The 16,806-nt window shown below is 43.9% G+C and carries 17 protein-coding genes and 1 tRNA gene; 6 read left to right on the top strand and 12 right to left on the bottom strand.

Annotated features, from left to right (window positions below; translation table 11 throughout):
* Positions 1–69: 69 nt before the first annotated feature.
* From fusA to ACM0P2_RS07670, 5 genes are all read right to left on the bottom strand, one after another.
* Positions 70–2,157 carry an elongation factor G gene (gene fusA / locus ACM0P2_RS07690; RefSeq protein WP_159117214.1) on the bottom strand — a complete coding sequence of 696 codons (2,088 nt, stop codon included), beginning with the start codon at positions 2,155–2,157 and terminating at the stop codon, positions 70–72.
* Positions 2,158–2,340: 183 nt separating this feature from the next.
* Positions 2,341–3,438, bottom strand: a complete 1,098-nt coding sequence (gene rlmM / locus ACM0P2_RS07685) for a 23S rRNA (cytidine(2498)-2'-O)-methyltransferase RlmM (RefSeq protein ID WP_159117213.1) — start codon at positions 3,436–3,438, stop codon at positions 2,341–2,343.
* The gene (locus ACM0P2_RS07680; RefSeq protein WP_159117212.1) at positions 3,431–3,874 is read right to left on the bottom strand and encodes a DUF423 domain-containing protein; all 444 of its coding nucleotides are present in this window, start codon (positions 3,872–3,874) and stop codon (positions 3,431–3,433) included. Before ACM0P2_RS07680 ends, rlmM begins: the two co-directional genes overlap by 8 nt.
* A 33-nt stretch (positions 3,875–3,907) precedes the next feature.
* On the bottom strand, positions 3,908–4,591 hold the full coding sequence (locus ACM0P2_RS07675) for an alpha/beta family hydrolase (RefSeq protein ID WP_159117211.1): 684 nt from the start codon (positions 4,589–4,591) through the stop codon (positions 3,908–3,910).
* Between the two features lie 2 nt (positions 4,592–4,593).
* Positions 4,594–5,496, bottom strand: coding sequence for a transcriptional regulator GcvA (locus tag ACM0P2_RS07670; protein WP_159117210.1), 903 nt, complete (start codon positions 5,494–5,496; stop codon positions 4,594–4,596).
* 216 nt (positions 5,497–5,712) lie between these two features.
* Between ACM0P2_RS07670 and ACM0P2_RS07665 the strand changes: the two genes are divergently transcribed.
* Positions 5,713–5,991, top strand: a complete 279-nt coding sequence (locus tag ACM0P2_RS07665) for a hypothetical protein (protein ID WP_159117209.1) — start codon at positions 5,713–5,715, stop codon at positions 5,989–5,991.
* A gap of 61 nt (positions 5,992–6,052) precedes the next feature.
* Here the strand turns inward: ACM0P2_RS07665 and kdsA are convergent, their stop codons facing one another.
* The 6 genes from kdsA to hemA form a co-directional block, all read right to left on the bottom strand.
* Positions 6,053–6,907 carry a 3-deoxy-8-phosphooctulonate synthase gene (kdsA, locus tag ACM0P2_RS07660; RefSeq protein WP_159117208.1) on the bottom strand — a complete coding sequence of 285 codons (855 nt, stop codon included), beginning with the start codon at positions 6,905–6,907 and terminating at the stop codon, positions 6,053–6,055.
* A 20-nt stretch (positions 6,908–6,927) separates the two neighbouring features.
* The gene (locus ACM0P2_RS07655) at positions 6,928–7,299 is read right to left on the bottom strand and encodes a SirB2 family protein (protein WP_159117207.1); all 372 of its coding nucleotides are present in this window, start codon (positions 7,297–7,299) and stop codon (positions 6,928–6,930) included.
* A 316-nt stretch (positions 7,300–7,615) separates the two neighbouring features.
* Positions 7,616–9,181 carry a response regulator gene (locus ACM0P2_RS07650; protein ID WP_159117206.1) on the bottom strand — a complete coding sequence of 522 codons (1,566 nt, stop codon included), beginning with the start codon at positions 9,179–9,181 and terminating at the stop codon, positions 7,616–7,618.
* Positions 9,182–9,341: 160 nt separating this feature from the next.
* Positions 9,342–10,181, bottom strand: coding sequence for a peptide chain release factor N(5)-glutamine methyltransferase (prmC, locus tag ACM0P2_RS07645; protein ID WP_159117205.1), 840 nt, complete (start codon positions 10,179–10,181; stop codon positions 9,342–9,344).
* 19 nt (positions 10,182–10,200) lie between these two features.
* A complete protein-coding gene (gene prfA, locus ACM0P2_RS07640) occupies positions 10,201–11,286 on the bottom strand; it encodes a peptide chain release factor 1 (protein WP_105930879.1) in 1,086 nt (361 codons plus the stop codon).
* 15 nt (positions 11,287–11,301) lie between these two features.
* Positions 11,302–12,576: a glutamyl-tRNA reductase gene (hemA, locus tag ACM0P2_RS07635; RefSeq protein WP_159117204.1), complete on the bottom strand. Its 1,275-nt coding sequence runs from the start codon at positions 12,574–12,576 to the stop codon at positions 11,302–11,304.
* 131 nt (positions 12,577–12,707) lie between these two features.
* Between hemA and lolB the strand changes: the two genes are divergently transcribed.
* From lolB to ACM0P2_RS07615, 4 genes are all read left to right on the top strand, one after another.
* The gene (gene lolB / locus ACM0P2_RS07630; RefSeq protein ID WP_159117203.1) at positions 12,708–13,334 is read left to right on the top strand and encodes a lipoprotein insertase outer membrane protein LolB; all 627 of its coding nucleotides are present in this window, start codon (positions 12,708–12,710) and stop codon (positions 13,332–13,334) included.
* Entirely contained in the window at positions 13,334–14,200 is an 867-nt protein-coding gene (gene ispE, locus ACM0P2_RS07625; RefSeq protein WP_419227510.1) for a 4-(cytidine 5'-diphospho)-2-C-methyl-D-erythritol kinase, read from the top strand. The genes lolB and ispE overlap by 1 nt, the downstream gene beginning before the upstream one ends.
* Before the next feature lie 33 nt (positions 14,201–14,233).
* A tRNA-Gln gene (locus ACM0P2_RS07620) sits at positions 14,234–14,309 on the top strand.
* 33 nt (positions 14,310–14,342) lie between these two features.
* Positions 14,343–15,290 carry a ribose-phosphate pyrophosphokinase gene (locus ACM0P2_RS07615; protein WP_105930876.1) on the top strand — a complete coding sequence of 316 codons (948 nt, stop codon included), beginning with the start codon at positions 14,343–14,345 and terminating at the stop codon, positions 15,288–15,290.
* 75 nt (positions 15,291–15,365) lie between these two features.
* Here the strand turns inward: ACM0P2_RS07615 and ACM0P2_RS07610 are convergent, their stop codons facing one another.
* Positions 15,366–15,671: a hypothetical protein gene (locus ACM0P2_RS07610; protein ID WP_105930875.1), complete on the bottom strand. Its 306-nt coding sequence runs from the start codon at positions 15,669–15,671 to the stop codon at positions 15,366–15,368.
* Positions 15,672–16,331: 660 nt separating this feature from the next.
* Here ACM0P2_RS07610 and ACM0P2_RS07605 point away from each other — a divergent pair.
* On the top strand, positions 16,332–16,787 hold the full coding sequence (locus ACM0P2_RS07605) for a ribose-phosphate pyrophosphokinase (protein WP_159117200.1): 456 nt from the start codon (positions 16,332–16,334) through the stop codon (positions 16,785–16,787).
* Positions 16,788–16,806: the final 19 nt, after the last annotated feature.

Here is a 16,806-nt window from a genome sequence, read left to right as displayed (position 1 = left end):
GCGACCGGCTTTTTAGTATTTCTTGAAGCGTAAGCTAACCCAAGGTCAGCTTACGTTCGCAAAGGCTAATTACTTAGCAGCTTTACGCGCTTTCGCTTCTTCAATTACTTTGTCAGCTACGTTCTGAGGACATGCTGAGTAGTGGCTGAATTCCATAGAGAACTGACCACGACCAGATGTAATAGTACGTAGGTGACCGATGTAACCAAACATCTCAGATAGAGGTACGTCAGCCTTGATGCGAACGCCAGTAGCGCCAGCTTCTTGGTCTTTGATCATACCACGACGACGGTTAAGGTCACCGATTACATCACCAACGTTGTCTTCTGGGCTGAACACGTCAACTTTCATGATTGGCTCAAGAATCTGAGGACCCGCTTTTGGCATTGACTGACGGAATGCACCTTTCGCTGCAATTTCGAACGCGATTGCTGATGAGTCAACTGCGTGGAAACCACCGTCGTAAAGTTCAACTTCAACGTCTAATACTGGGTAGCCCGCTAGAGGACCCACATCCATCATGCCTTTGAAGCCTTTCTCAATGGCTGGGAAGAATTCCTTAGGAACGTTACCACCAACAACAGATGAAACGAACTTAAAGCCAGTGTTAGTTTCGCCCGGACGGATGCGGTAATCAATCTTACCGAACTGACCAGAACCACCAGACTGCTTCTTGTGCGTGTAGCTGTCTTCAACTGCTTGCGTGATAGTTTCACGGTAAGCAACTTGAGGCTGACCAACTTCTAGCTCAACGCCGTAAGTACGCTTCAAGATGTCAACTTTGATGTCTAAGTGAAGCTCACCCATACCTTTAAGGATGGTTTCGCCAGAATCTTCGTCAGTTTCAACTTGGAAAGATGGATCTTCTGCTACTAGTTTACCGATAGCAAGAGACATCTTTTCGTTAGCGCCTTTATCTTTTGGCTTAACAGCAATTGAGATTACTGGCTCAGGGAAGATCATTGGCTCTAGTGTACAAGGGCTCTTCGGATCACACAGCGTGTGACCAGTTTGAACGTTCTTCATACCTACGATAGCGATGATGTCACCTGCCTGTGCAGATGATAATTCAGTACGGTCGTTCGCGTGCATTTCTACCATACGACCAACACGTTCAGTTTTACCAGTAGCAGAGTTAAGGATGGTGTCACCCTTGTTTAGCTTACCAGAGTAGATACGTATGAAAGTCAAGGCACCGAAACGGTCATCCATAATTTTGAACGCAAGCGCACGGAACGGCTCGTCAACAGATACTGTTGCAACTTCGCCAGTAGGCTCACCCGTTTCTTCGTCAGTTAGATCTTGTGGATCAACTTCTGTTGGAGAAGGTAGGAAGTCGATTACTGCGTCAAGAACTAGCTGAATACCTTTGTTCTTAAATGCAGAACCACAGTATGTTGGGAAGAACGCTAGGTCACGAGTACCTTTACGGATACAACGCTTGATGTCTTCTAGAGACGGCTCTTCGCCATCCATGTACGCCATCATTAGATCGTCGTCTTGCTCAACAGCAGTTTCGATCATTTGCTCACGATATTCTTGCGCTTTGTCAACCATGTCTGCAGGAATGTCTACAACTTCGTAGTTTTCAGGAAGACCTGAATCGTCCCAGATGTACGCTTTCATGTCTAGAAGGTTAACAACACCTGTAAACTCGTCTTCGATACCGATTGGAAGCGTCATTACTAGTGGGTTAGCAGCAAGTACTTTCTTAACTTGGCCAACTACACGGTAAAAGTCTGCACCCATACGGTCTAGTTTGTTTACGAAGATTACACGCGCAACTTCTGATTCGTTAGCATAACGCCAGTTAGTTTCTGACTGAGGCTCAACACCGCCAGAACCACAGAATACACCGATACCGCCGTCTAGTACTTTAAGTGAACGATATACTTCAACTGTAAAGTCAACGTGTCCCGGAGTATCGATGATGTTCATGCGATGATCTTTCCAGAAACAGGTTGTTGCCGCTGACTGGATGGTAATACCACGCTCAGCTTCCTGCTCCATGAAGTCAGTTGTTGATTCACCATCGTGAACCTCACCAGTTTTATGGATTTTACCAGTAAGCTTCAAGATACGTTCTGTTGTGGTAGTTTTACCCGCGTCTACGTGGGCGAAAATACCAATGTTTCTGTAATGAGATAGTTCTGACATTAGTTCACTTTCATTGGTTCAGAGTAAAAAAACGGCCGGATTATAAAGGATTTCTGTACCAGATTTACACCTTTTTTAGCATAAACCTTAAATTCGTTTGCTAAAATCCGCACCAGCATTAATTCTTTTCTATAAATATCAAAAACTTAACAATTTATGACACTTTTTTGAAAAATAACAAAATCACACCTCATCTTTTGAAGTGCGAACAATTGTTACTGTAACTTCATCTCTGTCGTGGTAGAGATGCCTAACTTTTACCGCGAATGCATCATCTAGAGCATTTAAACGGCTTTTTAGCAACGCCATGGCTTCGACTAAAGTTTCATAGCGCTGTTTCATGGGTAGCTTTAAATTAAAAATCGCGTGAGTCGCCCAGTGCTTAACCAGCCAATCACCCATTAATTTCGCTACCCTATCAGGTTGCTCTATCATATCACATACAAGCAGATCTACACGACCAAATTGTGGTCTATAGGCAAACCCGTCTGCAGCGTGATGTTCAACCAACCCCGTATTCATTAAACTGTCGGCTACCAAGCCATTATCGATGGCTTCAACATACATGCCTCGCTTAACTAGTTGATAGGTCCACCCTCCAGGGCACGCTCCTAAATCGACGGCGCGACCTCCACTTCGAAGAACCTTAGCTTGCTGCTTATCACTAAGCATGTTCACCAATGCATCTTCTAGTTTTAGCGTAGAACGGCTTGGTGCATCACTTGGGAACTTTAAACGACAAATGCCCAAGTGATCGCGACTGGCATGACTGGGTAATGTATAGCCAATATGGCAAATTTCAAATGACTCGAAAAAAATATGGAGTTTAGGCTTACCTAAATTCTCCTTAGCCGTGAGCCAACCAGCCTTTCTTAACGCTTGGCGAAGAGGAACAGTAAACTTACGGCTGAACTTAGCGAGCGTTTTACCCTCTTCAGTGTCAGGGTATTCCACATCGACAGAGCCAAAATTAGAAAAAGGCTTTTCAACCTCTTCTAACGCATTGAGCACTTGCCCTACTCTGTCTTCTTTTTCTATGTCGGTTAGTGAAGCAAAAACAGCCACTAACTGACGTGGAAAGATACTCTCGTGAACCGCAAACCGTGTGATGGTTTGTTCTAACTGCGTGGCATCATATAAGTGATAAAGCACAAAACCGCTGTTCTTTTTTGACACAGGATAGCCATAGCATTGCGCTTCGCCGTATCGAGATGTAAGTTCGTTGGCCGTATCGTTTTCGTAACCCGGGCGGCAATAACCTAAAATACTGCTGTTAGACATTACTTGCTCCCGATTTATGACTCGTTTGCTGTTTTACGCTCTTCTGCGCTTTTAATAAACCTATAACCAGAAACCCCCAACCAACAATAAAGAACATGCCGCCCACTGGGGTTATCGGGCCAAACCATTTTATGCCGCTGATAGATAAAGCATAAAGACTTCCACTAAACAAAACTGTACCAACAACAAAACAAAATGCTACGCGATTACCCCATGTCGATGTAATAGAAAGTGCGGGTAAAGTTAACAGCGCTAACGCATGATACATTTGATAACGCACGCCTATTTCAAATGTATTAAGCTGCTGCGACGTTAATAGGCTTTTTAGGCCATGTGCACCAAACGCGCCCAGTACGACGGCTAAGCCTGCCAGTAGCGCGCCAATAATAAGATATGATTTTGCAACGGCGCCTAAACCAATGTGTTCGTTTTTCATTTAATTAATCTTTTGCCTTAATTTTTGATGTCATCACGGGTTACTTAAAACGCTAGATATAAAGGTCGCTGTTAACTCTGCGGCTTTGATTATATGTGCCTGCTGCGTTGTGCCGCTCGCTTTTCGAGGCTTGAAGCTGTGGTCGCCATCTTCTAGAAATACGCATTCTATACTTGAAGATAGCCCATAACCTTCTACTTCTAACTTTGTGCCGAACGTGTCTCTTTCACCTTGTATAATAAGCAAAAGTTTACAAGCCTTCAGCAAGTGGTCGGTGCGTGTATTTTCTGGCTTGCCCGGTGGATGAAAGGGATAGCCGAACGCTATCGCACCTTCCACATTGCCCAGCTCCTCATATACCATGGTTGCCATGCGCCCGCCCATCGACTTTCCTCCAACAAAAACAGGAAGTTTATTCAGCGTTTCCTTTTCATTACAACACGACTCAATCAATGCGGTGAAGTGTGACATAAGCTTTTCGGCTTTATCGGGTGGCCTACGTTTACCTGTTGCCTTCATAGTTTGCATATAAGGAAAATTAAAAAGTACGATAGATACTCCCTTTGCAATCAGGGCTTTCGCCATGTCTTGCATAAACGCGTGCTCTTTACCTGCCCCTGCACCGTGCCCCATTATCAAGCAAGCGACGGGGTTCTCGGCGTCAAGCACCTCAATATCAAAAGTATGGCCTTCAGGACTTTCATTTTTCCCAGACATGACTACAACAAATCCTCTTGCTCAGCTTCAACCAACGCTAACATCCAGTCTCTAAATGCAGCAATTTTTCCAAGTTCAGCCTGCGACTCCTCACACACCAAATAAAAGGCGTCTCGACTCTCTACCCTTTCTTCAAAAGGCATGACAAGTCGCCCCGCCTCAATTTCGGGCCTTGCAAGCACAGTATTCCCTAATGCAATACCCTGTCCTAGCGCCGCGGCCTGCAACACCAACATGGAGTGACTGAAAACGGGGCCTTGGTTGACGTTTACGCCAACTACGCCGACATGCTTCAACCAATTCTTCCAGGCCGTACGGCTTAAATCGTGAAGCAAAACATGATGCCTTAAATCAGATAAGCTAGATAAGGTCTTAGGGCCTTGAAAAAGTAAGGGAGAGCAAAGCGGGGTTAAAAATTCCCGATGGAGCTGATCTGCCTGAAGGCCCGCCCAGCGACCTTTTCCATAATAGATCGCCACGTCCACATCGTCCTCTAAGAAACCTTCGTCAAAATCGACCGCCTTTATTCGAACATCGATGTCTGGATGTGCCAAACTAAACTTATGAATACGAGGTACAAGCCACTGGCTCGCAAAGCTTGGGGGCATAGCTACTGTAATAGCGCCCTTACTCCCTTTTGCAAGCAGCCTTTCCGTTGCGTCTTGTAAATTCTTAAAAATGTCTTTCAACTCAAGAAAATAGGCCTGACCTTCCTCAGTTAATAGCAAAGTCCTATTACGTCGAAGAAATAGCTTCATCGATAAGAAATCTTCGAGTGCTTTTATTTGATGACTAACCGCTGCTTGGGTGACAAACAGTTCATCGGCTGCCTTCGTAAAGCTTAAATGGCGCGCGGCCGCTTCAAACGATTTTAGGGCATTGAGAGGGGGTAAACGTCGGTGCATATATCGTTTTTAATCCAGTGTGACCGAAGCATGACAAATTCATTAGATTTTCTAATGACAGCCCATACTTTTACTCGTTTTAACAATCACCACAATCTGACTATAATTTGCCCGAAATTAAAAAAGAGCATTTAATTTCAGTATTTTATGATGATTATTTGTTAAACATTTTAACATTCATCAACAATTATTTAATTATTTTTATTAGGTGTGAATATGAAAAAGTTATTATTAGCTAGTGTATCTGTTATGGCATTCGCAAGTGCTGCTGCAAATGCTAACGCACAACCAGAAAAGATCAATCTACAATCGTTAATCAATACTGCAATGACAAGCGTGAAAATGGCCGAAGTTCTGCCAGAAAACGACGCACACATTGTTGTTAAGAAACAATCAAAAGCAATTCTTGCAGAAGAAATTCAAGTTCAGCTTCACAAGAATCTATTAGCAATGGCAAAAGGTGAAGCGCGCACAAACGTCACTGAAGCGGAATAATCCACTTACACACCTGATACGCATGCCGGTGCTTGCACCGGCATACGCCATCAACAACTGCTTAGGTATTACTCGTATCTAACGCGTCAAAACCTTTTACTAGTTCGTCTAACGCTTTCATCTGCTGTAAATATGGTTCCAGCTTCGCAAGAGGCAATGCACACGGCCCATCGCATAATGCTTCATCAGGGTTTGGATGTGCCTCGATGAAAAGACCTGCTAAACCTAACGCCATACCACTTCGCGCTAGTTGTGCTGCTTGAGCACGACGGCCATCAGCTGATGTTGCCCTTCCACCTGGCATCTGAAGCGCATGCGTTGCGTCAAAAATAACGGGGGCATACTCTTTCATTGCATCCATACCAAGCATATCGACAACTAAATTGTTGTAGCCGAAGCAGCTTCCGCGCTCACAAAGAATAACCTTATCGTTGCCCGCTTCACCCAGCTTACCAATAATGTGGCGCATTTCATGGGGCGCAAGAAACTGAGGCTTTTTCACATTGATTACGCAACCTGTTTTTGCCATGGCAACTACAAGGTCAGTTTGACGTGCTAAGAATGCAGGCAACTGAATAACATCAACTACTTCTGCAACCGGTGCGGCTTGATGAGGTTCGTGTACATCGGTAATTAAAGGTACATTAAAGGTAGACTTGATTTCTTCAAAAATACGCAGCCCTTCTTCCATTCCAGGCCCACGGTAAGAAGTCACCGATGAGCGGTTAGCTTTATCAAAAGACGCTTTGAAAACGTACGGAATATTCAGTTTTTGGGTAACTTCAACATAGTGCTCTGCAATACGCATAGCGAGATCGCGAGACTCAAGTACGTTCATTCCACCGAAAAGCACAAACGGTAAATGGTTGGCAACGTCAACGTTACCAACACGAATAATCTGTTGAGATTCAGACATTATCTATTTCCCATTAAATCTTAAAAAAGAGGTTGTTTAGTAACGGCAACCATGGCTGTTGCCATTAGTACACCAATTGCAGCAATGAAAAAGGCCCATTTGCTTAACGTCGTTTTTGCTTTCTTAAGTGCAAACAAACCGAAAACAATGTACAGGATCACGCCAATTACTTTAAATGTCAGCCATGCATTAACGAATGGGTACTGAGATAGAATGATACATAACCATACTGCGCTTCCTAACAACACGGTATCAATAATATGTGGGAGTATTTTCATCCATTTTTTTGAAAGTGCATTGGCATCTAATTGACTCCAAACAAAACGGAAGATAAAAAATAAGATGCTTAAGCCAACAGCAGTTAAGTGGAGATGTTTAGCCATCATATACATAATTTAATTCCTGTTTTTATAAATAAGCAGCCCGAAGCCGTGGTAAAAAAGTGTTTTCGCTATTGCGCAAGTTGGACAAACCTCATTTACATGCAGCAAGCTGTAGTTAAAAAAACAGGCGCTATTAAGCACCTGTTTTCTTTAAAATTGAGCGCGAATTTCAAGGCAACATTGTAGCGTATATTACCAAGCAAAAAACGCAGAAATGTTGAAGAAATCACATTTATACGTTTCGATTCGTATACTCGTCGCTATCTATGCGTAACGCTACCTTATACCACCAACCCATTTTTCTTTATTTCTTTTGAAAACCCATCTACTTCTCGTCCGCATATTCCGTCTGGATAGCCATGAATGCAGACATATCGCTTAATAAACAGTCAACTAAATAGGGGTCGAAGTGCTGCCCTTTTTCTTCTATTAGAACTGCTTCTACCTTCTCAATAGGCCATGCCGGTTTATAAGGACGAGCATTCAGTAAAGCATCGAAGACATCAACCAAGGTAGCGATGCGGCTTTTAATATCGATCTCTTCTTTTTTAAGGCCATCAGGGTATCCCTTGCCATCCCAGCGCTCATGATGTTGTTTTGCGAGCATCGCTGCCAACTGAATAGTCGGACGACAGGAATCGCGTAAAATTTGATATCCAAACTCTGCGTGTTGCCGTATTTTAAATATTTCTTCTTCAGAAAGAGGACTGGATTTTTGAAGGATAGACTTCGGCACAATAGACGTGCCTATGTCGTGAAGCGGTATCGCTAGGCCGAGCTCGTGTATTGCATGTTCGTCAAGTCCCGCTTTTTTTGCAAGGAGCTGGGCCATTTTCACCATTCGTTTTAAGTTATTAGAACCATTAGATTCATGCTCCAATGCTCGCCCTAAGCGCTCAATAATTTCTTTCTGCGTGGCTTCAACGTCTACGGTTTTCAAAACATTATCAAAAGCTAGCTGCACGCTATCAGAGAACCGCTTAACCAGATGACGATCGCTTTCCCCTATTCTACGAGGCAAGCCAGATAAGTATAAAAGCGCTCCGTTATGGCTTTTACTATTACAATAGGCAACAACGTGATCTTCGGCGTAAACAATTTGCTTTTCGCGCATTGCCTTTACACACAACGCATATTCTTGATCATTTATCGCATCTTTTAGCGGCACACCTTCTTTGCTCGCATACTCGCCGTTACCGGCAAACACGTAAAGCTCATCGTCATCGAGCGCGTTGTTGGATGTACTCATTGTACGAGAGGTCGTTGCCACCGCTGTTGTTATATATGCCGCGTCTTTAGAGCATCCTAAAATAGAGGCAAGCTGCTGAATAATGCCCTGCATGAACTTCTCAAGAGAGCGGGACGAGAATAAATCCACCGAGGCATCAATAATTTTTTCTAAGCCCCGTCGATTTTCTTCTATAACAATAATATCCCGATACGACCGAAGTGCCGCAATAATCACAGTGAAAAGCTTCTGCGCAGTAAGTTCGGTTTTAGATTTATAATCGTTGATGTCATAATTAATGATGACATCTTTTTCAGGAGCCTGCCCAGGCTGGCCGGTCCTTAGAATAATACGGGTAAAATGGTTATCTAATTCGTTTCTAACGTATTCAGCTACCTTTAGGCCGGCATCGTCGGTCTCCATGACAACGTCAAGCAGCACAACGGCAATATCATCATGGCTTTTAAAAATCGCCTTTGCTTCTTCACCGCTATACGCACTCACAAATTCAAGGGTTTTGCCATTGAGATTAAAGTCGTTGAGCGCTAGCTTCGTTACCGCATGGACTTCAGGCTCATCGTCAACAATGAGTACTTTCCAACAGCCTAGCTCTTCGACGTGTATATCATCATCGTCTTCTGCGAAAAGAAAGTCATCATTCATCGGAAACATCCTGTTATATAAGTATTTTTTGTAATTGCGCTTAAAGAATAAACGTTGCTCAACAATACTAATGTAAAACAGAATATTAGCAAGTATGCAATTATGAAGATTAACTTAGGTAGTGTTTTGAAGTGATATCTGCAAACGTTATAGCCAGACGTTATAACCAAACTCCGAACGTGACGCGGTCGTTTTCTCCGTAATCTTTAACTGTACTTACCGATGAAAACCCAGCGGCTAACAGCAGGTCTCTTACTGCACGTCCTTGATTAAACCCATGCTCAAAAGCTAACAACCCACCTTTATTTAGAAACATCGGCGAGGTACTAATTATATGCTTTATGTCGTGTAAACCATCGACGCCGGACGTAAGTGCAGTTTTAGGTTCAAAGCGTACGTCACCTTCATTAAGGTAGGGGCTGGCCTCTTCAATATATGGTGGGTTTGAAACAATGACATCGAAAGATTGCCCAGTAAGTGCGCTGAACCAGTCGCTTTGTAAAAACTGAGCGTTAGTTACCCCATTAGCTTCAGCATTACGCGTGGCAAGTTCAACTGCGCCTGTCTGAAAATCAACGCCAACAACAAACGCCTGAGGCAGCTCACTTGCAAGCGCTAGGGCAATAGCCCCCGTTCCCGTACCTAAGTCACATATAGCTAATGGTTCACGCTTACTCTCAACTGCCCAATTCAGAACCTGCTCAACAAGCACTTCTGTATCCGGGCGAGGGATAAGTGTATCAGGGGAGGTAAAAAGTGAAAGCGTCCAGAAATCGCGCCTGCCAACAATATAGGCAACCGGTTCGCCCTTTTTACGTCTGGCTATCGCGTCTTCAAAGTGCGTTATTTGAAGCGCATCAAGGGTTTTGTCTGGCCACGTAAAAAGAAATGTCTGTGGCTTTTCAAGGATATTTGCCAGTATAACTTTGGCGTCAACAGAGGGTGATTCCCCACCCTCTAGTTGCTGTACCGCCCATGCTAGAGCTTGGTCTATGCGCATTATTGTATGTCAGATACCGTTATTCGTCAGACAGTGACGCTAACAAGTCGGCCTGATGCTCCTGCAATATCGGGTCAATAAGCTGCTTAAGGTCACCTTCAACAACTTCATCCAAACGATAAATAGTGAGGTTGATACGATGATCGGTTACACGCCCCTGCGGGAAATTGTAAGTACGAATACGCTCAGAGCGGTCGCCGCTACCGACTAGGCTCTTACGAGTAGATGCCTCCTCTGCCGCACGCTTCTCCTCTTCAATTTGATTTAGGCGCGCTTGAAGTACCGACATTGCTTTCGCACGGTTTTTATGCTGCGAGCGTTCGTCCTGACATTCCACTACCAAGCCCGTTGGCAAGTGAGTAATACGAATAGCAGAGTCGGTTTTGTTAACGTGCTGACCACCAGCACCCGATGCACGGAAGGTATCAATACGAAGCTCAGCCGGGTTAATTTCAATAGCTTGCGACTCTGGAATTTCAGGTAACACCGCTACCGTACATGCGGAGGTGTGAATTCGGCCTTGCGATTCGGTTTCAGGTACACGCTGCACTCGGTGACCACCTGATTCGAATTTTAAAACGCCATATACGCCATCGCCACTAACGTTAGCGATAACTTCTTTATAGCCGCCGTGTTCGCCTTCATTCGCGTTTACAAGTTCTACACGCCACCCGCGTGTTTCTGCATAGCGGCTGTACATGCGGAACAAGTCACCTGCGAATATTGCCGCTTCATCACCACCCGCACCTGCGCGAATTTCCAAGAAACAGTTGTTGTCATCGTTGGGATCTTTAGGCAGAAGCAATACTTGAAGCTCGGTTTCAAGGCGCTCAATTTCCGCCTTAGCTTCTTTCATCTCTTCTTGTGCCATTTCGCGCATTTCTGCATCGTCTTCGTTCAGCATTTCCATCGCTGACGCTAAGTTCTCTTGCGCTTGCTGATAGGCATTAAAGCCAGCAACCACATCTTCTAGCTGGCTAAACTCTTTTGACAAGTTGCGAAACTTGTCCTGATCGCCGATAACTCCAGGGTCGCCGAGCAACGCCTGAACTTCTTCGAAACGCTCGACAAGGTGTTCGAGTTTCCTAACTACCGACTCTTTCATATATTTATTATTACCTTATTTATTATTGTCTGACGAAAAGTCAGATAAATCTAATGCCTGTCCCATCCAGCGACTCAGTGCCGGATCGTCGTGCATGGCAGCTTCGCGTAATGCTAACGTCGTGGAGTGCATTAGCGTATTGGTAAGTTTGTACGCCATTTCCTCTAATACCGTCTCGGCATTTTTGCCTTCCGCTAGTTGCGCTTTGGCTTTTTCTACAATATCGTCACGCTGTGCCATGCCTTTTTGGCGATACTGTCTTACTAAATCTATCGATTGCTGGGACTGTTTCCACGTCATGTAGTCGCCAGCTTGCCTTTCAATGAGTTTTTCTGCTTCTTTCGCCGCTTGTTCTCTATTTTCTAGGTTCTTTTGAACAATGTGCTGCAAATCGTCAACAGTATAAAGGTAAGCGTCGCCTAACTCATTAACTTCCGATTCGATATCCCGTGGTACAGCAAGATCAACTAAGAACATGGGCATATTTTTGCGTTGCTTCAGCGCTTTCTCTACCATGCCTTTACCGATTAACGGCAGTTGGCTTGCGGTAGAGCTAATAACGATATCGAAATCTTTTAAATGCTCTGGAACTTGAGACAAAGTAAACACATTGGCGTCGAGTGTTTCAGCTAACGCTTCTGCGCGGGCAATCGTTCTATTTGCCACAGCCAAACTACGGACTCCTTGTTCCTTCAAATGTTGCGCTACCAGCTCTATAGTTTCTCCGGCCCCTACAAGCAGAACAGAACGCTTGGGTAACTCGGCAAAAATGTGCTTCGCTAACTGAACCGCTGCGTAAGCTACGCTTACCGCATTGGCACCAATATCCGTTTCACTGCGAACGCGCTTTGCCACTGAAAAAGTATGTTGAAACAGCTTGTCGAACTCACTGTTAATCATACCCGAGTGTTTCGCATCGCCAAATGCCTGCTTCACTTGTCCTAATATTTGTGGCTCGCCGAGAATTAATGAATCAAGCCCACTGGCTACACGCATGATGTGCTTAACCGCTTCTTCTTGCGCTAAAACGTAGCTATTATTAGCAATCTCTTCTACATCGAGGTGATGAAAGTCGCTTAGCCATTGAAGGAGCTCTTGGCCACTGTCGTCTTGCGTATTGACATAAAGCTCGGTGCGATTACAGGTAGAGACAATGACAGACTCATCGACGCCCTGCAGCTTTTTTAAACTCGCAAGCGCTTCCACCAGAGAATCTGGTGTAAAGGCCACTTTTTCGCGAAGTGCTACTGGTGCTGTTTTATGGTTAATACCAAGGGCGAGTAAAGTCATTAAAATCTGTGCTGGCAACGTCGGAGCGGCATTGTACGAAAAACCCAAAATGATTGAAAGTGTTGGTGAAACTGTGTTCCCATAATGTCACAACATAACGTGTTCTATTTTTATGCAGGTACTAAGCTTCGATGATTCGCTTATTTTCCGTTTTAATTGCCCTTTGTTTTTTGTTGAGCGCATGCACTACTGCTCCCAAAGGCCCGCAAACTGCGGTGAACTTAACTGCTCAGCTAGAAAAAGTCGCCGAGGTAAGTACGTGGCAAATGCGAGGAAAGATTGCCTTTCGCCAAGGCAAAGACGCCGCCAGCCTTAATTTAGTTTGGAAAAACGATTCGGGAGATTTTGATTTCCGATTAACGAATTTTCTGGGTGTTAGCTTGGTTAAACTAACGGTTACAGATGAAAAGTCCGTTTTAGAGGCGGATGGCGAGACATTTAGTAACGCCCTCCCCGAGCCGCTTATCTATCAAGTAACGGGTATGGTTATACCCGTAGCGCCCCTTTTATCTTGGGTAAAAGGATTACCTCTTGAAGGCGATAAGTTTACACTCACTGAAAAAGGCCTTGTTGATACCCTTGAAAGCTACTGCAAAGGTTGTCGCAATTGGCAAGTTTCTTATGGCAATTATGGTAGTGTTCTTATGGGCAACGAAGAGCCTGTATGGCTGCCCCACAGCATAACACTCACCCAAAACGAAACACCAGATATGCCGAAAACCCAACTCAAAATTAAAATTTATCAGTGGACGCTGTAGTGAACGCATCTGTTACAACACAAAAAGACTGGTGGCCTTCGCCCGCTAAACTCAATCTTTTCCTTCATATATTAGGTCAATACGAGAATGGTTATCATCAGCTGCAAAGTTTATTTCAAATGTTGGATTATGGCGATAGCCTTGCGTTTGCCGTCTCTAATGACAACACAGAAATAAAGATGGACAAACCGCTTGAGGGCGTGCCGGACGATGAAAACTTAATTATCAAAGCTGCGCGTTTACTTGCTCGAAAAACCAATTGCGATAAAGGCGCGGTAATATCACTTGATAAACGCCTTCCCATGGGAGGTGGTATTGGTGGGGGTTCATCAAACGCGGCAACAACATTAGTGGCACTTAATTATTTATGGGATACCGGGTTAAGTGAAGATGAGTTAGCTGGGTTAGGCTTAAGCTTGGGTGCTGATGTACCGATTTTTGTACGCGGTTTGACCGCATTTGCCGGTGGTATTGGCGAAGACATTACCCCTGCGCCCCAACCAGAACAGTACTTTTTAGTCGCAAACCCTAACGTCCATGTCAGCACTGCTGAGGTCTTTACATCTGAAGATTTGCCTAGAAATACACCGCCAATACGATGGGAAGACTACGAATTTGAAAAAACTTGGAACGATTGTCAGCAATTAGTCGCTAATCTTCATCCCGAAGTTGCAAATTTATTACAGTGGTTGGTACACTACGCACCGTCGCGAATGACGGGTACAGGTGCATGCGTGTTTGCCACTTTTTCTGACTACACTTTAGCCGAACAGGTTAGGGCTAAAATGCCTGAAGCTTGGCAGAGTTTTGTCGCAAAAGGTGTGAATCGCTCACCACTATTAGACAAATTAAAACAACAAAGATAGCGTGTACGCCACATCGGACAAGAACTTAAAAATTGGGGTATAGCCAAGTTGGTAAGGCAGCGGGTTTTGATCCCGCCATTCGTAGGTTCGAGTCCTGCTACCCCAGCCAAACCTCTTTTATCAACGCACTGAGGAACCACTTGTGCCAGATATGAAGCTCTTTGCAGGTAATGCCGTACCAGAACTTGCCCAGAAAGTCGCCGATCGCCTGTATACCAAACTTGGAAATGCCAAAGTTGGCCGTTTCAGTGACGGTGAAATTAGCGTAGAAATTCATGAAAACGTCCGTGGCTCGGACGTTTTTATTATCCAGTCTACGTGTGCCCCTACTAACGATAACCTAATGGAATTAATTGTGATGATCGATGCTCTGCGTCGCGCATCCGCTGGTCGTATTACAGCAGTTATTCCATATTTTGGTTATGCACGCCAAGACCGTCGTGTTCGTTCAGCTAGGGTGCCTATTACAGCTAAAGTAGTGGCTGACTTCCTGTCTAACGTTGGTGTTGACCGCGTACTTACTATTGACCTACACGCAGAACAGATTCAAGGTTTCTTTGATGTTCCGGTAGATAATGCATTCGGTACTCCTATCCTACTTGCTGATATGGTAAGACGTGACTTTGCCGACCCTGTGGTGGTTTCACCTGATATCGGCGGTGTTGTGCGAGCGCGCGCTACTGCGAAGTTGCTTAACGATACCGACCTTGCCATTATCGATAAGCGTCGCCCTAAAGCGAACGTAGCCCAGGTAATGAATATTATCGGTGATGTCAAAGACAGAGACTGCATTATTGTCGATGACATGATTGATACAGGCGGTACGCTTGCAAAAGCTGCAGAAGCGCTTAAAGCACATGGTGCTCGTCGCGTTTACGCTTACGCAACGCACGCTATCTTCTCAGGCAATGCTGCACATAATCTCAAAGAGTCTGTTATTGACGAGATAATCGTTACTGACTCTATACCTCTGAGCGCAGAGATGAAGCAAATTGGAAAAGTAAAACAACTTACTTTATCTGAAATGCTTGCTGAAACTATTCGTCGTATTAGTAACGAAGAATCAATTTCAGCCATGTTTGAATACTAATTCATACAAAAAAGCGAGTGAGACAATGTTGCTTATTAGCATTGTTTCACTCGCTTCTCTTTGAAGCGCTATTGACTAATTATCAATATCGTCTTCGTCATCTTCTGGCATTTCTACATCAACAACAGGAACTTCTACTTCTTTAGTCTCTGTTTTAACGTCAACATCCATTGTTTCAACGTCGTATTCAGGCAGCTTACCGCCTTCAACGTCAACATCTGGCATTTCGCCGTCATCCGTTTTCTTTACTTCATACTCAGGTAATTCACCAGACTTCACCTCTACGTCAGGCATTTCCCCGTCTTCAGTCTTGTTCACATCACATGCACTTGCCGCCAGCGCCAGACTCGATACTGCAAAAATTTTAGTTAAATGCTTCATTTTCTCTCCTTAAAAACTGCGTAACTAATTGATGGTTAATGACAAAACGCCGCTAATACGATTTATATGCCTTTTTCACCGCTATACTATTTAGTGCTTGTATATTGGTAGTAACACATCGTTGTTTACCTTTTGGAAACTACCTTAAGGTTTTTATTTCAAGGTATTTTTCCTTCGGTACTCACGTTTATGTCATTGCATGTATGTCACTGCATGCTCCATGCCATAACCGTTTTACTATGATTTCAACGCGAGCGAAATAATGTGTTTGACTAAACTCTGCGGTAATTTAAAAACGAAGCTGGCGTAAGGAACAACTCAATTTCTCATTCGTTTTTCTTTATATTTCTGTCACTTAGATTTATTCATTTAATCAGCCATCCGAGGAAAAAATGACAAAAAGCCTGTCCTCTCTCCCTTCGCCCCTTTTTTAAAGTGCAATTTGAAATTGGAAATAAAATAGAAATGAGAGTTAATCGCCTGCTACTTCTTTTGAAAATGTGAAAAAGATGTACGGGATTATTTATTATTTGTAGAAATTACGCAACGCTCGTGGAAGACTAGCTAATCAAAGTGATGTAGAAAGAACCTATCTTATCATCATTTTTCGAGGACATTATCCACAATAAGCGTGCTACGACTTGATAAAGGAATAAGAAAATGAAAATCAATCGACTCAAATTAGTACTCATTTTGACTTCCATGACACTGCTTGCCGCGTGTGCGGAAGAAGAGCAGAAAAAGGACATCACAATGGTAGATAAGAAAGAAGAGTTACAAAGTAGTGAAGATAACTTACCTACAGAACTAAAGGCAGAGCCTGTTACTCAAGCGGAAGCGGTAGAAAACACCGTGGAAGGTGAAGTTACCATGAAGGGCAGCATTATATTCAAAGATTTGGAAGGCGGTTTTTATGCCTTTATCGCTGAAGACGGCGGCCGATATACATTGCACGGTTTAGATAAAGCCTATCAAAAAAATGGCCTTATTGTTGAAGTTAAGGGTACACCTAAGCCTAACATGATGACCTTTACCCAGTTTGGCACGGTGTTTCAGGTATCTGACGTTAAGGTACTTGATACCAGCAAAGTAATTGGTAACGAACGAACACACTGATCGATATCAGAATGTTGAA

The organism is Alteromonas sp. OM2203 (genome assembly GCF_048517045.1).
Taxonomy (GTDB): Bacteria; Pseudomonadota; Gammaproteobacteria; order Enterobacterales; family Alteromonadaceae; genus Alteromonas; species Alteromonas gracilis.
The sequence above is the reverse complement of the archived record's forward strand: the minus strand, read 5'-3'. Positions and strand labels throughout refer to the sequence as shown.

Coding starts and splice junctions, on each gene's coding strand:
- fusA (WP_159117214.1), bottom strand. CDS start 2,157: ATGTCAGAACTATCTCATTACAGAAACATTGGTATTTTCGCCCACGTA.
- rlmM (WP_159117213.1), bottom strand. CDS start 3,438: ATGTCTAACAGCAGTATTTTAGGTTATTGCCGCCCGGGTTACGAAAAC.
- ACM0P2_RS07680 (WP_159117212.1), bottom strand. CDS start 3,874: ATGAAAAACGAACACATTGGTTTAGGCGCCGTTGCAAAATCATATCTT.
- ACM0P2_RS07675 (WP_159117211.1), bottom strand. CDS start 4,591: ATGTCTGGGAAAAATGAAAGTCCTGAAGGCCATACTTTTGATATTGAG.
- ACM0P2_RS07670 (WP_159117210.1), bottom strand. CDS start 5,496: ATGCACCGACGTTTACCCCCTCTCAATGCCCTAAAATCGTTTGAAGCG.
- ACM0P2_RS07665 (WP_159117209.1), top strand. CDS start 5,713: ATGAAAAAGTTATTATTAGCTAGTGTATCTGTTATGGCATTCGCAAGT.
- kdsA (WP_159117208.1), bottom strand. CDS start 6,907: ATGTCTGAATCTCAACAGATTATTCGTGTTGGTAACGTTGACGTTGCC.
- ACM0P2_RS07655 (WP_159117207.1), bottom strand. CDS start 7,299: ATGTATATGATGGCTAAACATCTCCACTTAACTGCTGTTGGCTTAAGC.
- ACM0P2_RS07650 (WP_159117206.1), bottom strand. CDS start 9,181: ATGAATGATGACTTTCTTTTCGCAGAAGACGATGATGATATACACGTC.
- prmC (WP_159117205.1), bottom strand. CDS start 10,181: ATGCGCATAGACCAAGCTCTAGCATGGGCGGTACAGCAACTAGAGGGT.
- prfA (WP_105930879.1), bottom strand. CDS start 11,286: ATGAAAGAGTCGGTAGTTAGGAAACTCGAACACCTTGTCGAGCGTTTC.
- hemA (WP_159117204.1), bottom strand. CDS start 12,576: ATGACTTTACTCGCCCTTGGTATTAACCATAAAACAGCACCAGTAGCA.
- lolB (WP_159117203.1), top strand. CDS start 12,708: ATGATTCGCTTATTTTCCGTTTTAATTGCCCTTTGTTTTTTGTTGAGC.
- ACM0P2_RS07610 (WP_105930875.1), bottom strand. CDS start 15,671: ATGAAGCATTTAACTAAAATTTTTGCAGTATCGAGTCTGGCGCTGGCG.
- ACM0P2_RS07605 (WP_159117200.1), top strand. CDS start 16,332: ATGAAAATCAATCGACTCAAATTAGTACTCATTTTGACTTCCATGACA.